We start from the raw sequence: 17,464 nt of genomic DNA, 5'->3' as shown, positions 1-17,464 counted from the left end.
CCTGAACTTCTTACGCCCCTGTCCACCGTTCGGGGTGAACCTCAGCGCCGGGTGCATAGCCGCTATGACCGTCGGGTGGCTGACATGCTGGTGGCGGGATCGCCGGTGGTGCTGTGGCTGCGAATGCGCCGGTTCTTCTGCGACAACGAGACATGTCCGGTCAAGACGTTCGCCGAGCAGGTAGAAGGCTTGACCAGCCCACACGCCCGGCGTAGCCCGCGGCTACGCGGGATGTTGGAGTCGATCGGTCTGGCGGTGGCCGCTCGTGCCGGTGCTCGGCTCGCCGGTCGCCTCGGTCTGGTCACCGGCCGTGACACGTTGCTGCGCTTGGTCCGCGCCGTTCCAGACCCGCCAATCGGGCCGGTCACATTGCTAGGCGTCGATGACTTCGCGTTCAAACGTCGCCGCAGCTACGGAACCATCCTGCTGGACATGGCCACCCACCGCCCGATTGACCTGCTCGCCGACCGCGCCGCGGACGGCCTCGCCGAGTGGCTCCGCGCGCACCCTGGCGTGAGTGTCATCTGTCGTGATCGTGCTGGCGCGTATGCCGAAGGCGCGCGTCTGGGTGCGCCCGGCGCCCTGCAAGTAGCCGACCGCTGGCACCTCTGGCACGGCCTCGCCGGCTATGTCGAGAAAACGATCAGGCAGCATCGCCATGACCTCCGCGATCCTGATCACGACGTCGCCGAGCCCGCCTCAGATCCTGTTACCTCGCGGGACGTCGAGCAGATCGCAATCGCCGCGGACATCGGCCGTGTCGAGGCACAAGCCGTGGTTGTCCGCATCCGTGAGCACCACGTGGCAGTGCGGCAGTTGCTGGCCAAGGGCGAATCGATCAGTGGGATCTCCCGGTCGCTGCGGCTGGACCGCAAGTCCGTGCGCCGGTTCGCGCGAGCTGCGAGCGTGGAGGAGTTGCTGATCAAGCAGCGGGATGGCCGCCCTGGGCCGCTGGAGCGGTTCAAACCGTACTTGCGCGAGCGATGGAACCAGGGGTGCACGACGGCGACGGTCTTGCTGGCCGAGATCCGCGGACAGGGCTACACCGGCAGCTATCCGGCTCTGACCCGATACCTCCGTCTCTTCCGGACAGTCGGCGCCGCGCCACCTGCCACTCCGGCCCCGCCGAAGGTCCGAGACGTGACCCGGTGGATGTTGCAACACCCTGACGACCTCGACGATCATGATCGCGCTCGGCTCACTGAAATCCTGGCCCGCAGCTCGGCTTTGGAGAGGTTGGCCTACCACGTCATGTCCTTCGCGGAGATGATGACGGGCCTGCATGGTGAACGTCTCGACGCATGGATCGCCGCGGTGGAAGCGGATGACTTCCCGCAGTTGCACTCGTTCACCGCTGGGCTCGCACGTGACCGCGCTGTGGTTGTCAACGGGCTCACGATGGAACACAACTCCGGCCCTGTGGAAGGCGCCGTCTCGCGGTTGAAATCGATCAAAGAAGCATGTACGGACGCGCGCAGTTCGACCTGCTCCGCAAGAAGGTCCTCTGCCGGGTCTGAACCAGCCAAATGTTGATCACGCAACCAGCGACAGGACCCTTTTCCGCAGAGCGCCATCAGAGCACCGTCCCTGACGTCTGGACCCGGTCTCCGGTTTGCTGGCGTGCTTTGGTCCCCTTAACCTTTCGGATCCGGGTAAGCCATCAGACCCAGGAACATTCTTCCGAGTTCCTCCCGGCTACGCCGGGGATACGATCACGCGCCTCGTGGCGCACAGAGAGCGTGTGCTTTTCCCATGATGTCGAGCGCGGCCTCGGTGGTGTCCAGCCGCTAGCCCCGTCTTTCGCACATGAGGTTGGTTGGGGCCGCAACAGTGATTCGCCTTGATCATCTTATCGTGGCGGGATGCGGGAACGACGGTCTCGGCAGCCGATCGCCTATGGCGGGCCGAGTGTGGAGAAGGTGCTGGGTGCGTTGCCGGTGTTGGCCGAGTACTGCCACCGGCTCGACCTCGCGGGGATCGTCGACCGGGCTTGCCCGATCCGGGCGGATGTGGCGATCCTGACCCATGGTCAGGTGATCGAGGCGCTGGTGGCCAACCGGCTGACCTCCCCGTCGCCGTTGTACCGGGTCCAGGACTGAGCGCGGGCTTGGGCGGTCGGGGAGACGCTCGGCATCGACCCGGCCGCGCTGGGCGACGACCGGATCGCCCGCGCTTTGGACGCGATCGCCCCCGAACTCGACAGGATCGTCGGATCGGTTGGGGCGCAGGCGATCGCCGCGTTCGGGGTGGATGTGTCCCGGCTGCACTGGGACATGACCTCGATCTCGCTGTTCGGCGCCTACGAGCGGGCCGATGACCAGTTCGCGACCCCGAAGTTCGGTCATCCGAAGGACCGCCGCCCGGATCTGAAGCAGGTCCAGGCCGGGCTGGCGGCGACCGCCGATGGCGGGATCCCGCTCTGGCACCGCGCCTACGACGGCAACGCCGGCGAGGTGGCCCAGGTCGTGGGCGCGATGACCGCGTTGAAAGACGTGGCCGGGCCGAGAAGGTTCTTGCTCGTCGGCGACTCCAAGTTGGTCTCCTACGGCAATCTGCACGCGATGATCACCGCCGGGACGGAGTTCATCGCCCCGGCGTCCAAGCAGTACGTCAGCACCGCCGAGCTGGCCGGGCTCGACACCGGCGCGGCCGTCGTCGTGGACTACACCGCGGAACGTGACGCGGGCAAATCCGCCGATCGAGTTGGTGTCTGGCGGGTACTCGAAGACGAACTCGTCGTGCCCGGCAAGAAGAAAGCCGATCCCGCGCTGCGGTTGCGGCGGGTGTTCGTGCACTCCAGCGCGAGGGCCGGGGCGGCGGCCACGGCCCGGGCCAAGAAACTCGACCGCGCCACGGGTGATCTCGGCCGGCTGACCAACGGGCTGGGTTCGCGGCACTACCCGACCGAGCAGGCCGTGACCGACCGGGTCGCCGCCATCGCCCGCGCCCGCCGGGTCAAGGCCTACCTGCGCAGCGAGACCGGCAAACCCACCCTGACCTGGTGGTTCGACCAGGATGCCCTGGACGCCGAAGCAGCTACCGACGGCTGGTACGCCCTGCTCACCAACCTGCCCGCCACCATCGACGCCGCTGAAGTGCTGATCCGCTACAAAGGCCAGGAAGTGGTGGAACGCCGTTACAGCGCGTTCAAGGGCCCGCTCGCGGTCGCGCCGATGTTCCTCAAGACCAACCGGCGCATCGAAGCCCTGATCACCGTGATCTGCCTGGCACTGCTGCTCTTCTGCCTCGTCGAACGTTCCGTGCGCCGAGCCCTCGCCCCGGACACCACCATGACCGGGCTGTATCCCGGCCAGAAAGCCAAGCCCACCGGCACACTCATCTTCCAGGCCCTGGCCGGGTTACGGCTGATCCCGGCTACCAACGGGCAACCTGCGACCATCCCGCAACCCGGCCCCGTCCAGGCCAGACTGCTCGACCTTCTTGCCGTCGACCCGACTCAACCACCATGATCAATAAATCCCCGATTCCGGGGACCATCTCACTCATCGCCATGTGCGAAAGACGGGGCTAGCTCACACGGGCGTTCTCCCGTGTGAGCCGGGCGATCTCCGCCTGCTCCGCGGACAGCCGGCCGGACTTCTCACCCCGGCGCCTTGCCCGCCAGCACACCGGCATCACGCTGCTTGCGCCACTCGATGATCAACGACGAGTACAAGCCCTCCCGCCGCAGATACCCGCCGTCGCCGTGCTCACACGCCTGCTCGTAGGCACTCAGATGCGCGAGCTGCTCCTGCGCGCTGAACGCGCGCCGCCGCCTCGGCCCCATTATCACGCGGCTGCTGGGAATCCATCCGCCCATCATCGTCCTCGACCACCGAGGACATTGCCTTGCGGGTCAGCCAATCCATCCGAATCTCGCCCTGCGTCAGGCCAGTTTGCTTGAACCACTGGACTCAACCCACCCTGACACGCAGTGATGCGGGCGCAGCCGATAACGGCGTCTGCCGCCTGTGAGGCGGCGCGAGCTACGTGGCCGCCCGCTGCTCGCGATCATCGGCGGCGCTCCGCACGGTCGACAACGGCCGTGAGTGCCCGCGCTGCAACGGCACCCGCACCTTCACGGGCCTCATCCCACCGGTTTAGCGGCGCCACCCGACACGTGGTCCCGGGCAGCTGAGCCATCTTCGCCACAAAGGCCGGATTGGTCATGACGGTGTGGGGGCCGGTGACGGACACCGCCGCGAACGTCGAAGCCCCGGTGGCCACGGGCACCGCCGCTGTCACCAGCAACGGGTGTGTCGCGCCATCGTCGAAGCACACCTTGGCGCCAACGCGTTCCGCCGGGAAGTCCAGGCCTCCTTGCTCGCATCTCAGCAAGGCCTGCCCTGCAGCCGTCGAACCCGCAGGCCAGGTCGCGCCGCGCCCGGCGAACGAACCGACCGGCTGCCAGGACGCTTCGAACTGCTCGATGCACCTGACCACCTCGTCGTCCAGGACCATGAGTTGGACCAGCAGATGGGTCAGTTCGTAGATCGTCAGCATGGCAGGCAGTGCGTGGACGCGCATGTCCTGTACTCCGCTGGACGCCAGGAAGTCATGGCAGATCTTGTAGTGCGCGTTGGTGCGTATGATCACACCTTCTAGCTCAAGAAGGCGCAGCACCCGATGCACAGTCGACTTGGGAAGCCCGGTCTCACGGGCGACCACGCTCTGCGTCACAGGTTCCACGCTGCTCGCGATCACGCGCAGAACGGAAATCGCTTTCTCCACAGCGCCTGGACCGGCTCCTCTCATGGTGCCTCCCGGTACACCCCACGGCTCGCTCCTGACAGCGGGCCGTCTGCACATCGGTGGAGAACCGCAGCCAGCACGGATCGCAACATCCCGACCGCGTCGTCGCCGTGATCATGGCTGCGCCAGGCGATGTGACGATCAGGACGCACCAACAGGCAACCACGCTCGTCGATCTCCCGAACTTGTGCCCAGTCACCGACCACGTCCAAGTACTCGCTGCCCGGACCGATCAGGACACCGTCCAGTTCGATGCCGAATTCGGCGGCGACTTTCTCGGCGGCGTCCAGCCAGTACTGGCCACCGATCCCGGTGACCACCGTGAACCGGCCGCGCCCGGTGATGTCCAGCGTCGACATGCGGCGGTTGCAGTGCTCCAGCCAGACATGCGGTAGATGAGCCCCAGGCCGGGTGGTGGGCTGGTAATACAGCTCCGGATCGCGGTCGGATCCGGCATCCATCGTGCCGTCGGGCACCACCGCTGACGAGTCGTAGCGTTGGCCGAGTTCCACGCCGTGGGCGTTGAAGTTGAAGTTCTGCAGATCGATCGCCTCGGAGAGGGCCTGTCTGCGTCGACGGCCACTCGCCGTGTCCGCAAACAGGTCGTCGACGCTGCGCCACCCGTCCTCCGAGCTTTGACCGGGGTGAAAGCCGAACGCCTCGGACATCGGCCGCATGTCCTCGACGCTCTTCATGGCGCGATCCACGACTTGTCTGCCTACTGGGCGCCGCTCGGCGTCGTAGCTGTCCAGCAATTCGGGCCCGGCCTGGCCGCGCAGGACGAATGCCAGCTTCCACGCCAGGTTGTAGGAGTCCTGGATCGAGGTGTTCGTGCCGAGCCCGTTGGCTGGAGGGTGGCGATGCGCCGCGTCACCGGCGAGGAAGACCCTGCCGCGCCGAAACTCGCGCGCGACCAGGTGGTTGATCTGCCACTCGCTGATGGACTTGACCGTGATGGCCACTTCCGGGTCGCCGATGACCGCCGCGGCACGCGCGGTCACGGCCTCTTCGGACATGTCAGGCCGACCCTCTGCCGGATCGTACATGAACACCATGACCCATTCGTCCCACGGACGAACGCAGATGAAGGTGCCCGAGCCGATCCAGTAGTCGTTGCCGGGCTGGCACATCCAGTACAACGTGCTCGGTCGGTGTGCGGTGTATCGGGTGAGGTCCGCGTGCAGCCAGACGTTCACCGCGTGACCGAGCCCTGATCGGCCGTCGAACTGGAACCCCAACTTCTTCGCAACGGTGCTTCGACCGCCGTCGGCGCCGATCGCGTAGCGGCTGCGAATCGTCTGCTCCACGCCGGTGTTGTGGTCTCGCACTACCGCATGCACGACGTCGTCGGTCTGCCAGATGTGCAGAAGTTCGGTCGAGAAGCGGACATCCGCTCCTCGCTCGCGCGCGCCGTCGAGGATCAACGGTTCCAGCACGTGCTGCGGCACATTGCACATCGCGGTCGGGCTGGCCGCAGCGTAGTCCTGCTGCCGCAGCGGAGCGGTTCCCCACGCCTTCAGGCGCGCAAGTTCCCGACCGGCGAAGCTGGTGGCCCACACGTTGTCGCCCATCAACTCGTTCGGCACGGCCACCGCCCGAACCCGTTCCTCCAGGCCGAGGTCCCGGAAGACCTCCATGGTGCGCTGATTGGTGATGTGGGCACGCGGCGAGTTCGCGGTGCCAGGATGTTTGCTGACGGTTATGGAGCGAACTCCGTACTCAGCGAGCAGTGCCGCGGCACTGAGCCCCGCCGGTCCAGCGCCGACCACCAGTACCTCAGTGTCCACCGCCGACATGGTGATGCGTTTCCCTTCCCTGTTCCGGAACTTCAAACTTGATCGCACGCAGCAAATGAATGTCCAGCGGGAGAGGCTGGGTGTCGAGGAGATCGAAACCTGCCCTTGCCAACAGGGCTCGGTACTGAGATTCGGTGCGTTCGCGCCCACCGACGTTGCACAGCATGTGGACGTCCCACGGGATGGCCAGGGAGGCCCCGCCCTCGCGCTCCGGTAGCAGGCGCTCGATGACGAGTAGCTCGGCGTGCGCTGGCATGGTGGCCGCACAGGTCTCGAGAATGCGCTGACACTCCTCGTCATCCCAGTCGTGCAAGATGCGGGACAGCACATAGATGTCGCCCTCGTCCGGCACCGACTTGGTGAAATCCCCACTCACCAACCTGCAGCGATCCGCCACCGCGCGGAGGACAGTCCTCGCGGTGGTCAGAGCGTGCGGTTTTTCGAACAGGACACCCCGCAGCGACGGGGTGCCGGCGAGCACCTGACTGAGCAACTGTCCGTTGCCACCGGCGATGTCGACGACCGTTCCGGCTCCGTCGAAGTCCACCACGCGGGCGACTTCGGCGAATACCGCGTTGCTGGCGGCCATCGACTGGTGGAACGTGTCAGCAACCTGCGGATCTCTCGCCATGTGCTCGAAATGGGAAAACCCGAAGATCTTCTCGTAGGAGGCCACGCCTGTTCGGACAGCCTCGGGCAATCCGGCGAACGCCTGGTAGAAGGAGCCTCCGTACATCAACGCGAGCGGCCTCATCGATCCCGGCACGTCGGCGCACAACAATTGGCCGACTTCAGTGAGGTGGAAGCCGTCGGCCGAGGTGCGGACAACGCCCAACGCGGCGAGGTACCGCAGCAACCTGTTCAGCGAGTCCTGATCCGCCGTGGTCGCGGCCGCCAAGCCGGGAAGATCCGAGATGGTGGTGAGGTGGTCGGGCAGCCGCAGTTCAGCGGCGGTCGCGATGGCCTGGGTCGCCCAGGCGCCGGTCAGCAGGCGCAGGAGCTCGACGCCGACGTCAGACTCGCGGAGATGCTGTTCCAGCACTCCGGGCAGTCTTCCTCCTCGGGAGACGAGTTCCAACCGGCGATACGCGGGATCCGGGTGGTCGCCGCGGAAGTAGAGAACGGTGGAACCCTCATACTCGTTGTAGCCGCCGCCGTCGGGGCACAGGCAGGTCGTGATCGCTGATCTGAGTCCGCTGACCAGCACCGGATCCGCCTGCGGCACGCATAAGCCGACGTGGTTCTCCCAGCTGTGCGCCCGCTCGGCCTCTGCGATGTGCGCTAGGTGCTCCGGGGTCAGGACGGCGAACATCTCCAGCTCGCACTTCTGGCCGGCCCGATCACGCACTGCCGCGCGGAGGATCTCGACGGAAAGATCGCGCCTGCGAATGCCGTACCGCCGGCACAGGCGATCGCGCACCACGACGCTGGGCGTCTTCCTGGTGACGTCGACCCCCTGGCGCGCCAACTCCTCGACCAGCCCGTCGAAGGTCCTCGGGAACACGGCCAGAGCGACGTGGTTGAAGGCCGTGTACCGCCCGATCGCTGCACCTTCGCCCCGCCCGAGGTGGGGCATGACGGTTCTGACCATCGATTCTGTGTCATGGCCCGCGATGATGTTCATCGCGTCGGCGACGCGGGCCAGATCCTCTTCGTCGAGGACGGTGGCAACCGTGACAGGCATGTTCGCTCCAATCCGTCAGACACCGACGTAGTTCTCCGCGAAGAAGTGCTGGTGTGCCCGAGAGTCCCGGAGGCTGTCGAGCCGAGCCCGCCGCAGCGCTCGCCGGAATCCCACGTCCGGGCCGCAACCTCGGGGTGCGGCGAGAAGATCGATCATCCAGTGCGAGAACTCCTGCGCCCGCCAGATGCGGCGCAGACAGGTGCGCGAGTACCCGGCGAGGGCGCTCTCGTCGTCGTTCTTCAGCGCGTCGATCATGGCGTTCGCCAGGAACTCGGCTTCCATGATCGCCAGGTTCGCGCCTTTCGCTGCGGCCGGACTGATCAGGCTGGCGGCGTCGCCGACCAGGAACATGCGCCCGTGCTGGATCGGGTCGACGATGTTCGAACGCAGGTGCACCGCCCGCCGGTCGACGATCGGCCCTGTGCACAACGGACCGAACCTCTCCACGTACATCCGAACACCCAACTCCGTCCAGATCCGTTCATCGGGCCAGGCGTTCAGCGTGTCGTCGGAGGGGATCTGCAGGTAGTAGCGTGTCACGCTGGCGCTGCGGGCCATGTGTCCCGCGAACCCGTCGTCGTGGATCGCATAGGTGATCGCCGGTGAGCTCTGCGGCGCCTCGGCGAGGACCGCCAGCCACACGATGCCGTGATCGCGTCCTAAGTGGACCGCGTGCGAGGCCGGAATCGCGTGGCGCGAAGCACCGTAGCCACCGTCGCAACCGGCCAGGAAGACACCGGTCACCTCGTCTGCTCCGAACGCGTCTTCATAGCGGGCGGTCGCGGTGCTTGCATCGACGTCGGTGACCTTGGCGCCGAAGCGGATCCGGCCGCCTCGGCGGAGGTACTCGCCGATGAGATCCGCGACGAGTTCGTGCTGTGGGTACAGCACATGTGTCTCACCGCGGCCCAGTTCGCCGTAGTTCAGTGTGAAGTCCCCGTCGCTGTGCCGGAACGTGCAAGTGTCATGCGCCCTGCCCGCCAGCGCCAGCCTGAAGTCGAGTCCGTGCTCGGCCAGCACCCGCGCGCTGTTCGCGCCGAAGAAACCGGCCCGTGAGCTCGACTGAACGTGGTCCCGGCTGGACCGCTCCAGGATCAGAGTGCCGATGCCCTGGGACACCAGCAGATTGCCCAGCACCAGTCCGGCGGGCCCGGCGCCGATGATGACCACGGTGGCACGTTCGGTCATCCCTACCTCCTTTCACGGGACAGTGCGACCGGACCTCAAGGAGCGGCAGTGATCAGTTCCTGCACGGTCTGCAGCCCGTGCGTCGGGCAGGCCGACGCACGCCGCCACCCGCTGGCCGCGTACAACGCGTCGAACTCGGCCAACGTTCGTTCCTGGCCTTTGGAGACAGAGAGCATGTTCATGTCGAACATCGCGGTGAAGTCCGCGCTCTCGCCCGCACCGATGACAGCGTCTACCACCACGACGCGCGCACCGCCGGGTGCCGAAGCGCGGCAGTTCCGCAGGATCTGCACGCATTCGTCGTCGTTCCAGTCGTGCAGAATCCACTTCAGCAGGTAGAGATCGGCTGGCGGTACGCTGACGAAGAAGTCTCCCGGCACCACGTCGACCGCACCGTCCGCATCGGAGTCCGTCATGGCGGCGAGCGCGCCGGGCACGACGCTCGGCAGTTCGAGCACTGCACCCCGGACGTGCGGGTTGTTCCGCACCAATGCCCGCACCAGAGCACCGTTCGCTCCGCCGACGTCGAGCACCGTGGTAACACCTGACAGATCGACCATGCCCGTGACGTCCTCGATGATGCCGGCCGTGGTGTCCGACATCCAGGCAGCGAACTGAGCGCCTTCCACCGGGTGCTGCGCGTAGTGGTCGAACAACGTCTGCCCCGGCTCCAGTCCGAGCGGCACGTGCAGGGCGGTGGTACCGGACCGCACGGCGCGCGGCAGTTCACCCCATGGCAGCCAATGGCTCGGGCCGCCCTGGACCAGGGCCATGTTGCGGACGGAGCCGGGTACGTTGGGCCGCAGCAATGTGCCCAGGTCCGTGGTGGTGACCGTCCCGTCGTCGTGCTGTTCGAGCAGACCCAGTGAAGTGGCCGCGCGCATCAGCCGACGCGTCGTCCGAGGGTCGCTCCCCGCACGCGCCGCGACATCGTCCGATGTCCTGGCACCGCACGACAGGTGTTCGACGACATCGAGGTCCGCCATCGCCCGGACGATCTGCGTGCGCCAATGACCGGTGATCATCTCGATCATCGTCGCGACGGAGTCGGTGGTCATGAAAGAACTCCCTCGGAAATCAGCGCTGGCCGGGAAGCTGGCTTCCGGAAGGTTCTGGTCGTCAGGTGCACCAGCCGGATGGCCTGCAACCGGTTGAGGCGCGGATCGCAGGCCGTTTCGTACCTGCGCGCCAGATCGCGCTCTGACAGCGCGGGAGATCGGCCGATGCATTCCGTGACGTCTTCACCGGTCAGCTCCAGGTGCAATCCGCTTGGTGCAACGCCGTGCTCACCCAGGGTCTCGTGGAAGCGTGCGACCTCGGCGGCGATGTCCTCGAACCGCCGCGTCTTGCGCCCCGCGCCGAGCTTGATCGTGTTGCCGTGCATCGGATCGCACATCCATGCGACATGCCGCCCGGACCTGACCACGGCGCGCAACAGCGGCGGAAGCGCCGTCCTGATTCTGTCGGCCCCCATCCTGGCGACCAGGGTGAGGCGGCCGGGTTCACCGGCGGGATCTATTCGATCGATGACCGACAGCACCTCGTCGACCGTGCACGTCGGACCGATCTTCACTCCGATCGGATTGGCCAGCTGGGCGATGAACGCGACGTGCGCTCCCAACGGATCCCTGGTGCGCTCACCGATCCAAAGCAGGTGACCTGAAGCTGAGAACCAGCGCCCGCTCGGCTCGTCCCAGCGGACCAACGCGGACTCGTAGTCCAGGAGCAGCGCCTCATGGCTGACGAACATCTCCCGGTTCAGCGATCGAACAAGTCCTAGCTTGGCCACCGCCGCACGGTGGGCGGTCAGCATCCGGCGGGGATCGGGGATTCGGGCCGCGAGCGTGAACTCGGGCGAGTTGATGACGTCACCGCGGTAGACGGGTAACTCGACCCCGTCTCTCTCCTCGGTCGCACCGGATCTCGGCTTCGCGAACTGGCCGGCCATCCTGCCGATCACCACGACCGGCAGGCCGACACCTCTGGATAGCACGTGCGCGATCCTGGTGATGACCCGCACGGTCGCCGAAGTCGACTCCGGCGACGTGTCGAACCGCTCGGCACAGTCGCCGGCCTGGAGCACCAGCGCACGACCGTCGGCTGCGGCGGCGACCTCTCGGCGCAATTGGTCGCACTCCTGGATGTCAACAATTCCCGGCAAAGACTTCAACGTCGCTGTCGCCTGTTCAGCCACCTCCGGAACAGGCCAAGTCGGTTGCTGCACCGCAGGCAGGTGGCGCCACGACCAATCGAGTACGCGCTCGGACATCAGACACCCTCCATACTCACTCGAACACCACCACGGACACCGATGTAAAACGGGCAAGGAGGGCATCGCAAAATAGCGATACCCAGGACCGAAACCGTTCCCTCAGGCTCGTGCAGCAGGCACCATGTAACCACGACAAGGCGTGTGCTCGACAGCGTGAGTTCCGTACCGCGGAACCGTACAGCAGGAATGACACACGAACGTGTGAACTAATATGAGGCATGCTTGCCGGAGTCTTCGATGCATGGTTATGTCCCACCGATGACGTGTTCGGACTTTGGTAAGACAATCCGAACTCGACTTGAGTGCAGCACCGTTTCGTCAACCTGGACAAGCACTATCTGAGGAATGACAGTGTTAAGTCGCAGAAACGCGTTAAAAAGCCTGACGGCAGCAAGCGCAATGTTGATGCTATCGTCCAGTCGTTCGATCCGCGCAACACCGCAACACCCGTGGCTTCCGCCACCCTACTCGGTGCCCATGACTATTCCACCGGTCCTCGCACCCGCTCGCCGCACCTCGGACAGCGATTTCTACGAGATCGAGATCGCGGAAACAAGCCAGGAGATCCTGCCCGGCATCCAGACGAAGGTGCTCACCTACGCCGGTTGTTTTCCAGGGCCGACAATCCAAGCCGAACAGGGCAGGAAAACCGTCGTCGCGCAGATCAACAAGATGTACACGGATGCAGCCGTTCACCTGCACGGCGCGAACGTTCCGGCTTCGAGTGATGGATATCCGATGGATGTCATCAAGCCCAACAAGACCAGGGTGTACAACTATCCGAATGCCCAACCCGCAGGCACGTTGTGGTATCACGACCACGCGCACCACCTGGAAGCCGAACAGGTTTACCGCGGTTTGGCCGGAGCGTACTTATTGTCCGATTCCGTCGAACAACAGATACCGCTACCCAGGGGCGAGTTTGACGTTCCGCTGCTCATCCGGGACGCCAAGTTCGACCACAACGGGCAGTTGGTGTGGGTTTTTGACGACTTCCTCGACCGGCCCACGATGCTGGTCAACGGTCGCCCGCAACCGTACTTCACCGTCAAACCGAGCCTGTACCGCCTGCGGCTGTTCAACGTCTCCAACATCGAGCCGTTCAGGTTCCGGCTCGACAACGGGGCGTTGTTCCTCCAAATCGGTTCGGACGGCGGCCTGCTGCCCTCTCCCGCCCTGCTCCAAGAGATCGAACTCTTCCCCTCCGAGCGCGCCGACGTGCTGGTGGATTTCCGGTCGACCGCTCCGGGGACCAGCGTCGCCTTGGAGAACATCGCGACCAGCCCCGCCGCCGCCCAAAAACGGCAGGTCATGCAGTTCCGAGTGGCCGGAGTCGACTCAGCACGAAGGCTGGACCTCGACGCCGTCCGAGGTTGGCAGGACGGCCGGGTGCCGCAGGAGTACGCGCCCGCCGAGGGCTGGCCTGTGGCCGCGCCTCCGCTGCCACCCGCAACGCAGCAACGCCGATTCGTCCTTCACTTTGACGTGAAACAGGAGAAGTTCCTCATCAACGGCCGGGAATTCGACGCGAACAGGGTGGACGCGACGGTAAAACTCGGCTCCACCGAGATCTGGGAGATCGTCAACGCCGACGGCGCTCTAGGCATCGCGCACGCGATGCACCTGCACCTCGTCCAGTTCCGCGTTCTCGACCGCAACGGCAAACCGGAACCCGCTCACGACGCCTACCCGAAGGACACCGTCCGGCTCCATCCAGGCGACACCGTGCACATCAGCGTCACGTTCAACTCCTTCGTCGGCCGCTACCCGTTCCACTGCCACTTCATCGACCACGCGTCTCATTCAATGATGGGCCAGTTCGAAGTCGTCCCCTGAGCAACACCATCATGACACCCGAAAGGATCTGTCGTGCAAATCATGCGCGCTACACTTGTGTTGACCGCTGTGGCCGCGTTGTTCAGCCCCGGCGACACGAAAGCCGACGAGATCGGAGCATCGTGCCCGGAGCACGTCGGCAGGCACGAAGTCGCCACCTACTTCACCTCGTACCACAAGGGACAGTTCGAGGTGAGTTGCGACCCCATCAACTACTCGGACGTGCACGAGTTCTCCTGGCCGGGCGGAGTGGCCCTGGCCATCAACGCACCCGGTGAACTCACGGCCGCTTCCGTGGTCTTGGAGTCCTTCAAGCTGCGCGACATCGGCGACATCGTCATCGACGGCTGCGGATCGATCGAAGTGCATCTCTGGTTCGACACCGACGCCGACGGCAATTACTTCCTCGGACTCACTCCGACAGGCATGTACACGGGCGATGGAAATGACGACTACGGCAACCTCGTCGGCTCTGACTTCGAGTTCTACACCCATGGTCGCGGCAAACACACGTTGAGCGACCTCAAGGCCGGGAGAGTTCCGGGGATCAACGAAGACACCACGGTGGCGCTGTGGGTCGGTGTGCTGTCCTTCACCGGACACGAATCGGCGATCATCCGGTCGATCAACGGTCATCCCATGGGAAAGAAGGCACCACTACCGGAATCAGGACAGCAGCTATGACGGGTCAACGGTTCCCTCTCGCCAACAACGACATCATACGGATCGACCCCACCGGTGCAGACCTGCACGCCGAGGCGGCCGCGCTCCGAGCAAGAGGGCCCGCTACGCGCGTTGAGCTGCCAGGACAAATCATCGCGTGGTTGGTGACCGAACCGGCCCTGCTGCGCCGGCTGGCCGCCAACCCGCTGCTGAGCAAGAACCCACATGCCCATTGGCCTGATTACCTCAGCGGCCGCGTGTCCGCGGACTGGATGCAACGCTGGTTCGAAACGGACATCATGGTGACCGCGGACGGCGCCGACCACGCACGGATGCGCGGCGTGGTGAGCGACGCCTTCACGCCGCGCCGGATCGCGCGGCTGCGACAGGCCGTCGAGGGAATTGTTCACCGGTTGCTCGACCAGGTCGGCGCCGCCCCCGTCGGCACAACGGTGGACCTGCACGCTTCCTTCTCGCATGCGCTGCCCATGCTCGTCATCGCCGAACTCTTCGGGTTGCCGGAGAGCCTGCACGACAGCTTCCGCCGGAAGGTGGACGACCTGTTCTGCGCAAACGACGACAACGACGATGAGTCCGTTGTGGACGCCCTGGCAGCGCACAAAACCCTGTACGCGCTGCTGGCCGACCTGGTCACGCTGAAACGGGCGCGACCGGGCAACGACCTCACCACCGACTTGATCGCTGCCTACGAACCAACCGGTGCGTTCGGTTCCCCTCCTCGAGAGCTGATCAACAACCTGATGCTGTTCATCGCGGCCGGCCACCGGACGACGGTGCACCTGCTGAGCAGCGCGATGGTCAACCTGCTGACCAACCCGGACCAGCTGGACCTGATCCGCTCTGGAGCAGCCAGGTGGGAGGACGCGATCGAGGAAACGTTGCGGCAGCGCGCCCCGATCTCGAACCTGCTCATCTGGTATCCGGTCGAGGACGTCCACGACGAGGAGTCCGGCCTGACCTTTCGCCAGAACGAGCCAGTTGTCATGGGTCTGCTCGCGGCCTCGTGTGATCCGCAGGTGCACGGACCGGACGCGGACCAGTTCGACATCACCCGCCCCACGCGCGCCCAGCACCTTGCGTTCGGACACGGCCCGCACTACTGCCTTGGAGCCCCGCTGGCACGGCTGGAAGCGCAGGTCGCGCTGCCCGCGCTGTTCGCGCGGTTCCCCGCTCTCGAACTGGCAACTCCGAAGGAATTGCTGCCTCAGGAAGCCATCTTCATGTTTTGCGGTTTCGATGGACTGCCGGTGCGCTTGACCCCCTGACGAGTTGCCGGCCTGGAGCGGACGGGCCCACCAGGACCCCTGCTGGCCTACACGGCGACATCGCCCGCGCCAGCAACGACCGACTGCAATCCCGCTACGGCAGCCTCGCACGCCGCCTACCCGACCTCATCACCGTACTCGCCCGCGCCGGCCAGCTCGGCGACACCGCCGACCGCCGCCACGCCGCAGCCCTGCTCACCCTGGCGCTGCGCGCCGCGGGGCTTGCCGTGATGGTGAGCTGGGAGGATGTCGCTGTGCCCAAGCCCTACCCTCAGGAGTTCCGCGACGATGTTGTGCGGGTCGCCCGTGACCGTGAGCCCGGTGTGACGGTCGAGCAGATCGCGAAGGATTTCGGGGTTCACCCGATGACGTTGTTCAAGTGGCTGCGCCAGGCCGAGATCGACGAGGGCGCCAATCCCGGTGCGAGCCGGGCCGAGTCGGCGGAGCTGCGTGAGGCCCGTAAGCGGATCAAGCTGCTGGAGCAGGAGAACGAGGTTCTGCGCCGGGCGACGGCGTATCTGTCGCAGGCGAATCTGCCGGGAAAGGCTCTACCCGCTCGTGAACGAGCTCGCCGCGGACGGGATCCCCGTCGCGGTGACGTGCCGGGTCTTGAACATCGCTCGACAGCCGTACTACCGGTGGCGTGCCCAGCCGGTCACCGCCACCGAGCTCGAGCGGGCTCATCGGGCGAACGCGTTGTTCGACGCACACCGCGACGATCCGGAGTTCGGCTACCGGTTCCTGGTCGACGAGGCCCGCGACGCCGGCCTGTCGATGGCGGATCGGACCGCCTGGCGAATCTGCTCGTCCATGGGCTGGTGGAGCGCGTTCGGCAAGAAACGCCGTAAGAACGGGAAGAAGGCCGGTCCGCCGGTGCACGACGACCTTGTCCGCCGTGACTTCACCGCCACCGCGCCGAACCTGCTGTGGCTGGCCGATATCACCGAACACCGAACCGCGGAGGGAAAGCTGTATCTGTGCGCGGTCAAGGACGCCTGTTCCAACCGGATCATGGGCTACTCCATCGGCTCCCGGATGAAGTCCCGCCTCGCCGTCACCGCGCTCACCAACGCCCTCGCCTGCCGCGGTGACGTCGCCGGCTGCGTGGTGCACACCGACCGCGGATCGCAGGGCGTTCCAGGAAGTTCGTCCGTGCGCTCGCACGCCACGGGCTGGCTGGTTCCAACGGGCCGGGTCGGCGCAGCCGGAGACAACGCGGCTGCTGAAAGCTTCTTCGCGTTGCTGTAGAACAGTGTTCTCAACCGGCGCCTGGGCCACCCGCGACGAACTCCGGATCGCGATCGTCACCTGGATCGAACGCTCCTACCACCGCCGCAGACGCCAAACCGCCCTCGGCAGGTTGACCCCCATCGATTACGAAGCAATCATGGCCACGCCAGCCAGTCAGGTTGCGTGACTACAACTGTCACCTACTCGTGCAGCAGACCCTCCTGTCGCGATGGGTTGACGATGACGGTGTGAAGCAGCACCCGGAAGCCCACGAGCCACCGATACCTGAGCCAGGGTGCGAACAGGCCAGTGCGCAGGCCGACTCCCGCCACTACTAAAGGTTGTCCCGTAATGATCAAGAGTGTTGGCGGGGACGGGTGACAGCGGCACCGCCTGCGGCCAATGGTCGTTCAGGCGANGGGTTGACGATGACGGTGTGAAGCAGCACCCGGAAGCCCACGAGCCACCGATACCTGAGCCAGGGTGCGAACAGGCCAGTGCGCAGGCCGACTCCCGCCACTACTAAAGGTTGTCCCGTAATGATCAAGAGTGTCGGCGGGGACGGGTGACAGCGGCACCGCCTGCGGCCAATGGTCGTTCAGGCGATCATGGTCAGGTTGCGCATCTGGGCGATGCCTCGGGTGGCGTGCCAGACGCCGTCGCGTTTGCGGCGGCAGTTGCGCCTCCTGTTCCAGGACTTCATGTGCGCCAGGGCGGGGACTGTAAAAAGAGCGGTGTAACTCCCGATCATGGAAGT

General features: G+C 65.6%; 14 protein-coding genes and 2 pseudogenes. 8 read left to right on the top strand and 8 right to left on the bottom strand.

Annotation, left to right across the window (positions count from 1 at the left end):
• The 3 genes and pseudogenes from LFM09_RS49215 to LFM09_RS49205 all read left to right on the top strand — a co-directional run.
• Positions 1–1,533 (top strand): ISL3 family transposase (locus LFM09_RS49215; protein ID WP_414103572.1); only part of this gene is annotated, 1,533 nt, incomplete at its 5' end.
• Positions 1,534–1,862: 329 nt separating this feature from the next.
• Positions 1,863–2,099, top strand: a complete 237-nt coding sequence (locus LFM09_RS49210; RefSeq protein ID WP_414103571.1) for a DUF4277 domain-containing protein — start codon at positions 1,863–1,865, stop codon at positions 2,097–2,099.
• A gap of 27 nt (positions 2,100–2,126) precedes the next feature.
• A pseudogene (locus LFM09_RS49205) lies at positions 2,127–3,470 on the top strand (IS1634 family transposase); the annotation flags it as partial.
• Positions 3,471–3,601: 131 nt separating this feature from the next.
• On the opposite strand, the gene LFM09_RS49200 reads toward LFM09_RS49205, so the two are convergent.
• The 7 genes from LFM09_RS49200 to LFM09_RS49170 all read right to left on the bottom strand — a co-directional run bounded on the left by LFM09_RS49200 (position 3,602) and on the right by LFM09_RS49170 (position 11,689).
• Positions 3,602–3,787 carry a hypothetical protein gene (locus LFM09_RS49200; RefSeq protein WP_414103570.1) on the bottom strand — a complete coding sequence of 62 codons (186 nt, stop codon included), beginning with the start codon at positions 3,785–3,787 and terminating at the stop codon, positions 3,602–3,604.
• Positions 3,788–4,011: 224 nt separating this feature from the next.
• Positions 4,012–4,731: a helix-turn-helix domain-containing protein gene (locus LFM09_RS49195; RefSeq protein WP_414103569.1), complete on the bottom strand. Its 720-nt coding sequence runs from the start codon at positions 4,729–4,731 to the stop codon at positions 4,012–4,014.
• Positions 4,732–4,751: 20 nt separating this feature from the next.
• Positions 4,752–6,548, bottom strand: coding sequence for an FAD-dependent monooxygenase (locus LFM09_RS49190; RefSeq protein ID WP_414103573.1), 1,797 nt, complete (start codon positions 6,546–6,548; stop codon positions 4,752–4,754).
• Entirely contained in the window at positions 6,529–8,232 is a 1,704-nt protein-coding gene (locus LFM09_RS49185; protein ID WP_414103568.1) for a methyltransferase, read from the bottom strand. The genes LFM09_RS49190 and LFM09_RS49185 overlap by 20 nt, the downstream gene beginning before the upstream one ends.
• Before the next feature lie 15 nt (positions 8,233–8,247).
• Entirely contained in the window at positions 8,248–9,420 is a 1,173-nt protein-coding gene (locus tag LFM09_RS49180; RefSeq protein WP_414103567.1) for a 4-hydroxybenzoate 3-monooxygenase, read from the bottom strand.
• A 35-nt stretch (positions 9,421–9,455) separates the two neighbouring features.
• Positions 9,456–10,478, bottom strand: coding sequence for a methyltransferase (locus tag LFM09_RS49175; protein ID WP_414103566.1), 1,023 nt, complete (start codon positions 10,476–10,478; stop codon positions 9,456–9,458).
• Positions 10,475–11,689, bottom strand: a complete 1,215-nt coding sequence (locus LFM09_RS49170; protein WP_414103565.1) for a 3-deoxy-7-phosphoheptulonate synthase — start codon at positions 11,687–11,689, stop codon at positions 10,475–10,477. The genes LFM09_RS49175 and LFM09_RS49170 overlap by 4 nt, the downstream gene beginning before the upstream one ends.
• 348 nt (positions 11,690–12,037) lie before the next feature.
• Here LFM09_RS49170 and LFM09_RS49165 point away from each other — a divergent pair, with 348 nt between their 5' ends.
• From LFM09_RS49165 to LFM09_RS49155, 3 genes are all read left to right on the top strand, one after another.
• Entirely contained in the window at positions 12,038–13,528 is a 1,491-nt protein-coding gene (locus LFM09_RS49165; protein ID WP_414103564.1) for a multicopper oxidase family protein, read from the top strand.
• Between the two features lie 69 nt (positions 13,529–13,597).
• Positions 13,598–14,212 (top strand): hypothetical protein, encoded by a 615-nt coding sequence (locus tag LFM09_RS49160; protein ID WP_414103563.1) that lies wholly within the window; start codon positions 13,598–13,600, stop codon positions 14,210–14,212.
• Positions 14,209–15,477, top strand: coding sequence for a cytochrome P450 family protein (locus tag LFM09_RS49155; RefSeq protein WP_414103562.1), 1,269 nt, complete (start codon positions 14,209–14,211; stop codon positions 15,475–15,477). The genes LFM09_RS49160 and LFM09_RS49155 overlap by 4 nt, the downstream gene beginning before the upstream one ends.
• A 116-nt stretch (positions 15,478–15,593) precedes the next feature.
• On the opposite strand, the gene LFM09_RS49150 is transcribed toward LFM09_RS49155, so the two are convergent.
• Entirely contained in the window at positions 15,594–15,839 is a 246-nt protein-coding gene (locus tag LFM09_RS49150; RefSeq protein WP_414103574.1) for a hypothetical protein, read from the bottom strand.
• Here LFM09_RS49150 and LFM09_RS49145 point away from each other — a divergent pair.
• Both LFM09_RS49145 and LFM09_RS49140 read left to right on the top strand, forming a co-directional pair.
• A pseudogene (locus tag LFM09_RS49145) lies at positions 15,771–15,911 on the top strand (transposase); the annotation flags it as partial. The gene LFM09_RS49150 and the pseudogene LFM09_RS49145 overlap by 69 nt on opposite strands.
• Before the next feature lie 124 nt (positions 15,912–16,035).
• Entirely contained in the window at positions 16,036–16,725 is a 690-nt protein-coding gene (locus LFM09_RS49140; protein ID WP_414103561.1) for an IS3 family transposase, read from the top strand.
• The last annotated feature ends 739 nt before the right edge of the window (positions 16,726–17,464 follow it).

The organism is Lentzea alba (assembly GCF_047445655.1).
Classification (GTDB): Bacteria; Actinomycetota; Actinomycetes; order Mycobacteriales; family Pseudonocardiaceae; genus Lentzea; species Lentzea alba_A.
Note: the sequence above shows the minus strand (reverse complement) of the source record. Positions and strands in the feature narration are given on the sequence as shown.

Excerpts from the sequence above, each read along its gene's own strand:
- LFM09_RS49185 (WP_414103568.1), bottom strand. The coding sequence starts at position 8,232 with ATGCCTGTCACGGTTGCCACCGTCCTCGACGAAGAGGATCTGGCCCGC.
- LFM09_RS49170 (WP_414103565.1), bottom strand. The coding sequence starts at position 11,689 with ATGTCCGAGCGCGTACTCGATTGGTCGTGGCGCCACCTGCCTGCGGTG.
- LFM09_RS49175 (WP_414103566.1), bottom strand. The coding sequence starts at position 10,478 with ATGACCACCGACTCCGTCGCGACGATGATCGAGATGATCACCGGTCAT.
- LFM09_RS49155 (WP_414103562.1), top strand. The coding sequence starts at position 14,209 with ATGACGGGTCAACGGTTCCCTCTCGCCAACAACGACATCATACGGATC.
- LFM09_RS49165 (WP_414103564.1), top strand. The coding sequence starts at position 12,038 with ATGACAGTGTTAAGTCGCAGAAACGCGTTAAAAAGCCTGACGGCAGCA.
- LFM09_RS49180 (WP_414103567.1), bottom strand. The coding sequence starts at position 9,420 with ATGACCGAACGTGCCACCGTGGTCATCATCGGCGCCGGGCCCGCCGGA.
- LFM09_RS49200 (WP_414103570.1), bottom strand. The coding sequence starts at position 3,787 with ATGGGGCCGAGGCGGCGGCGCGCGTTCAGCGCGCAGGAGCAGCTCGCG.
- LFM09_RS49190 (WP_414103573.1), bottom strand. The coding sequence starts at position 6,548 with ATGTCGGCGGTGGACACTGAGGTACTGGTGGTCGGCGCTGGACCGGCG.
- LFM09_RS49210 (WP_414103571.1), top strand. The coding sequence starts at position 1,863 with ATGCGGGAACGACGGTCTCGGCAGCCGATCGCCTATGGCGGGCCGAGT.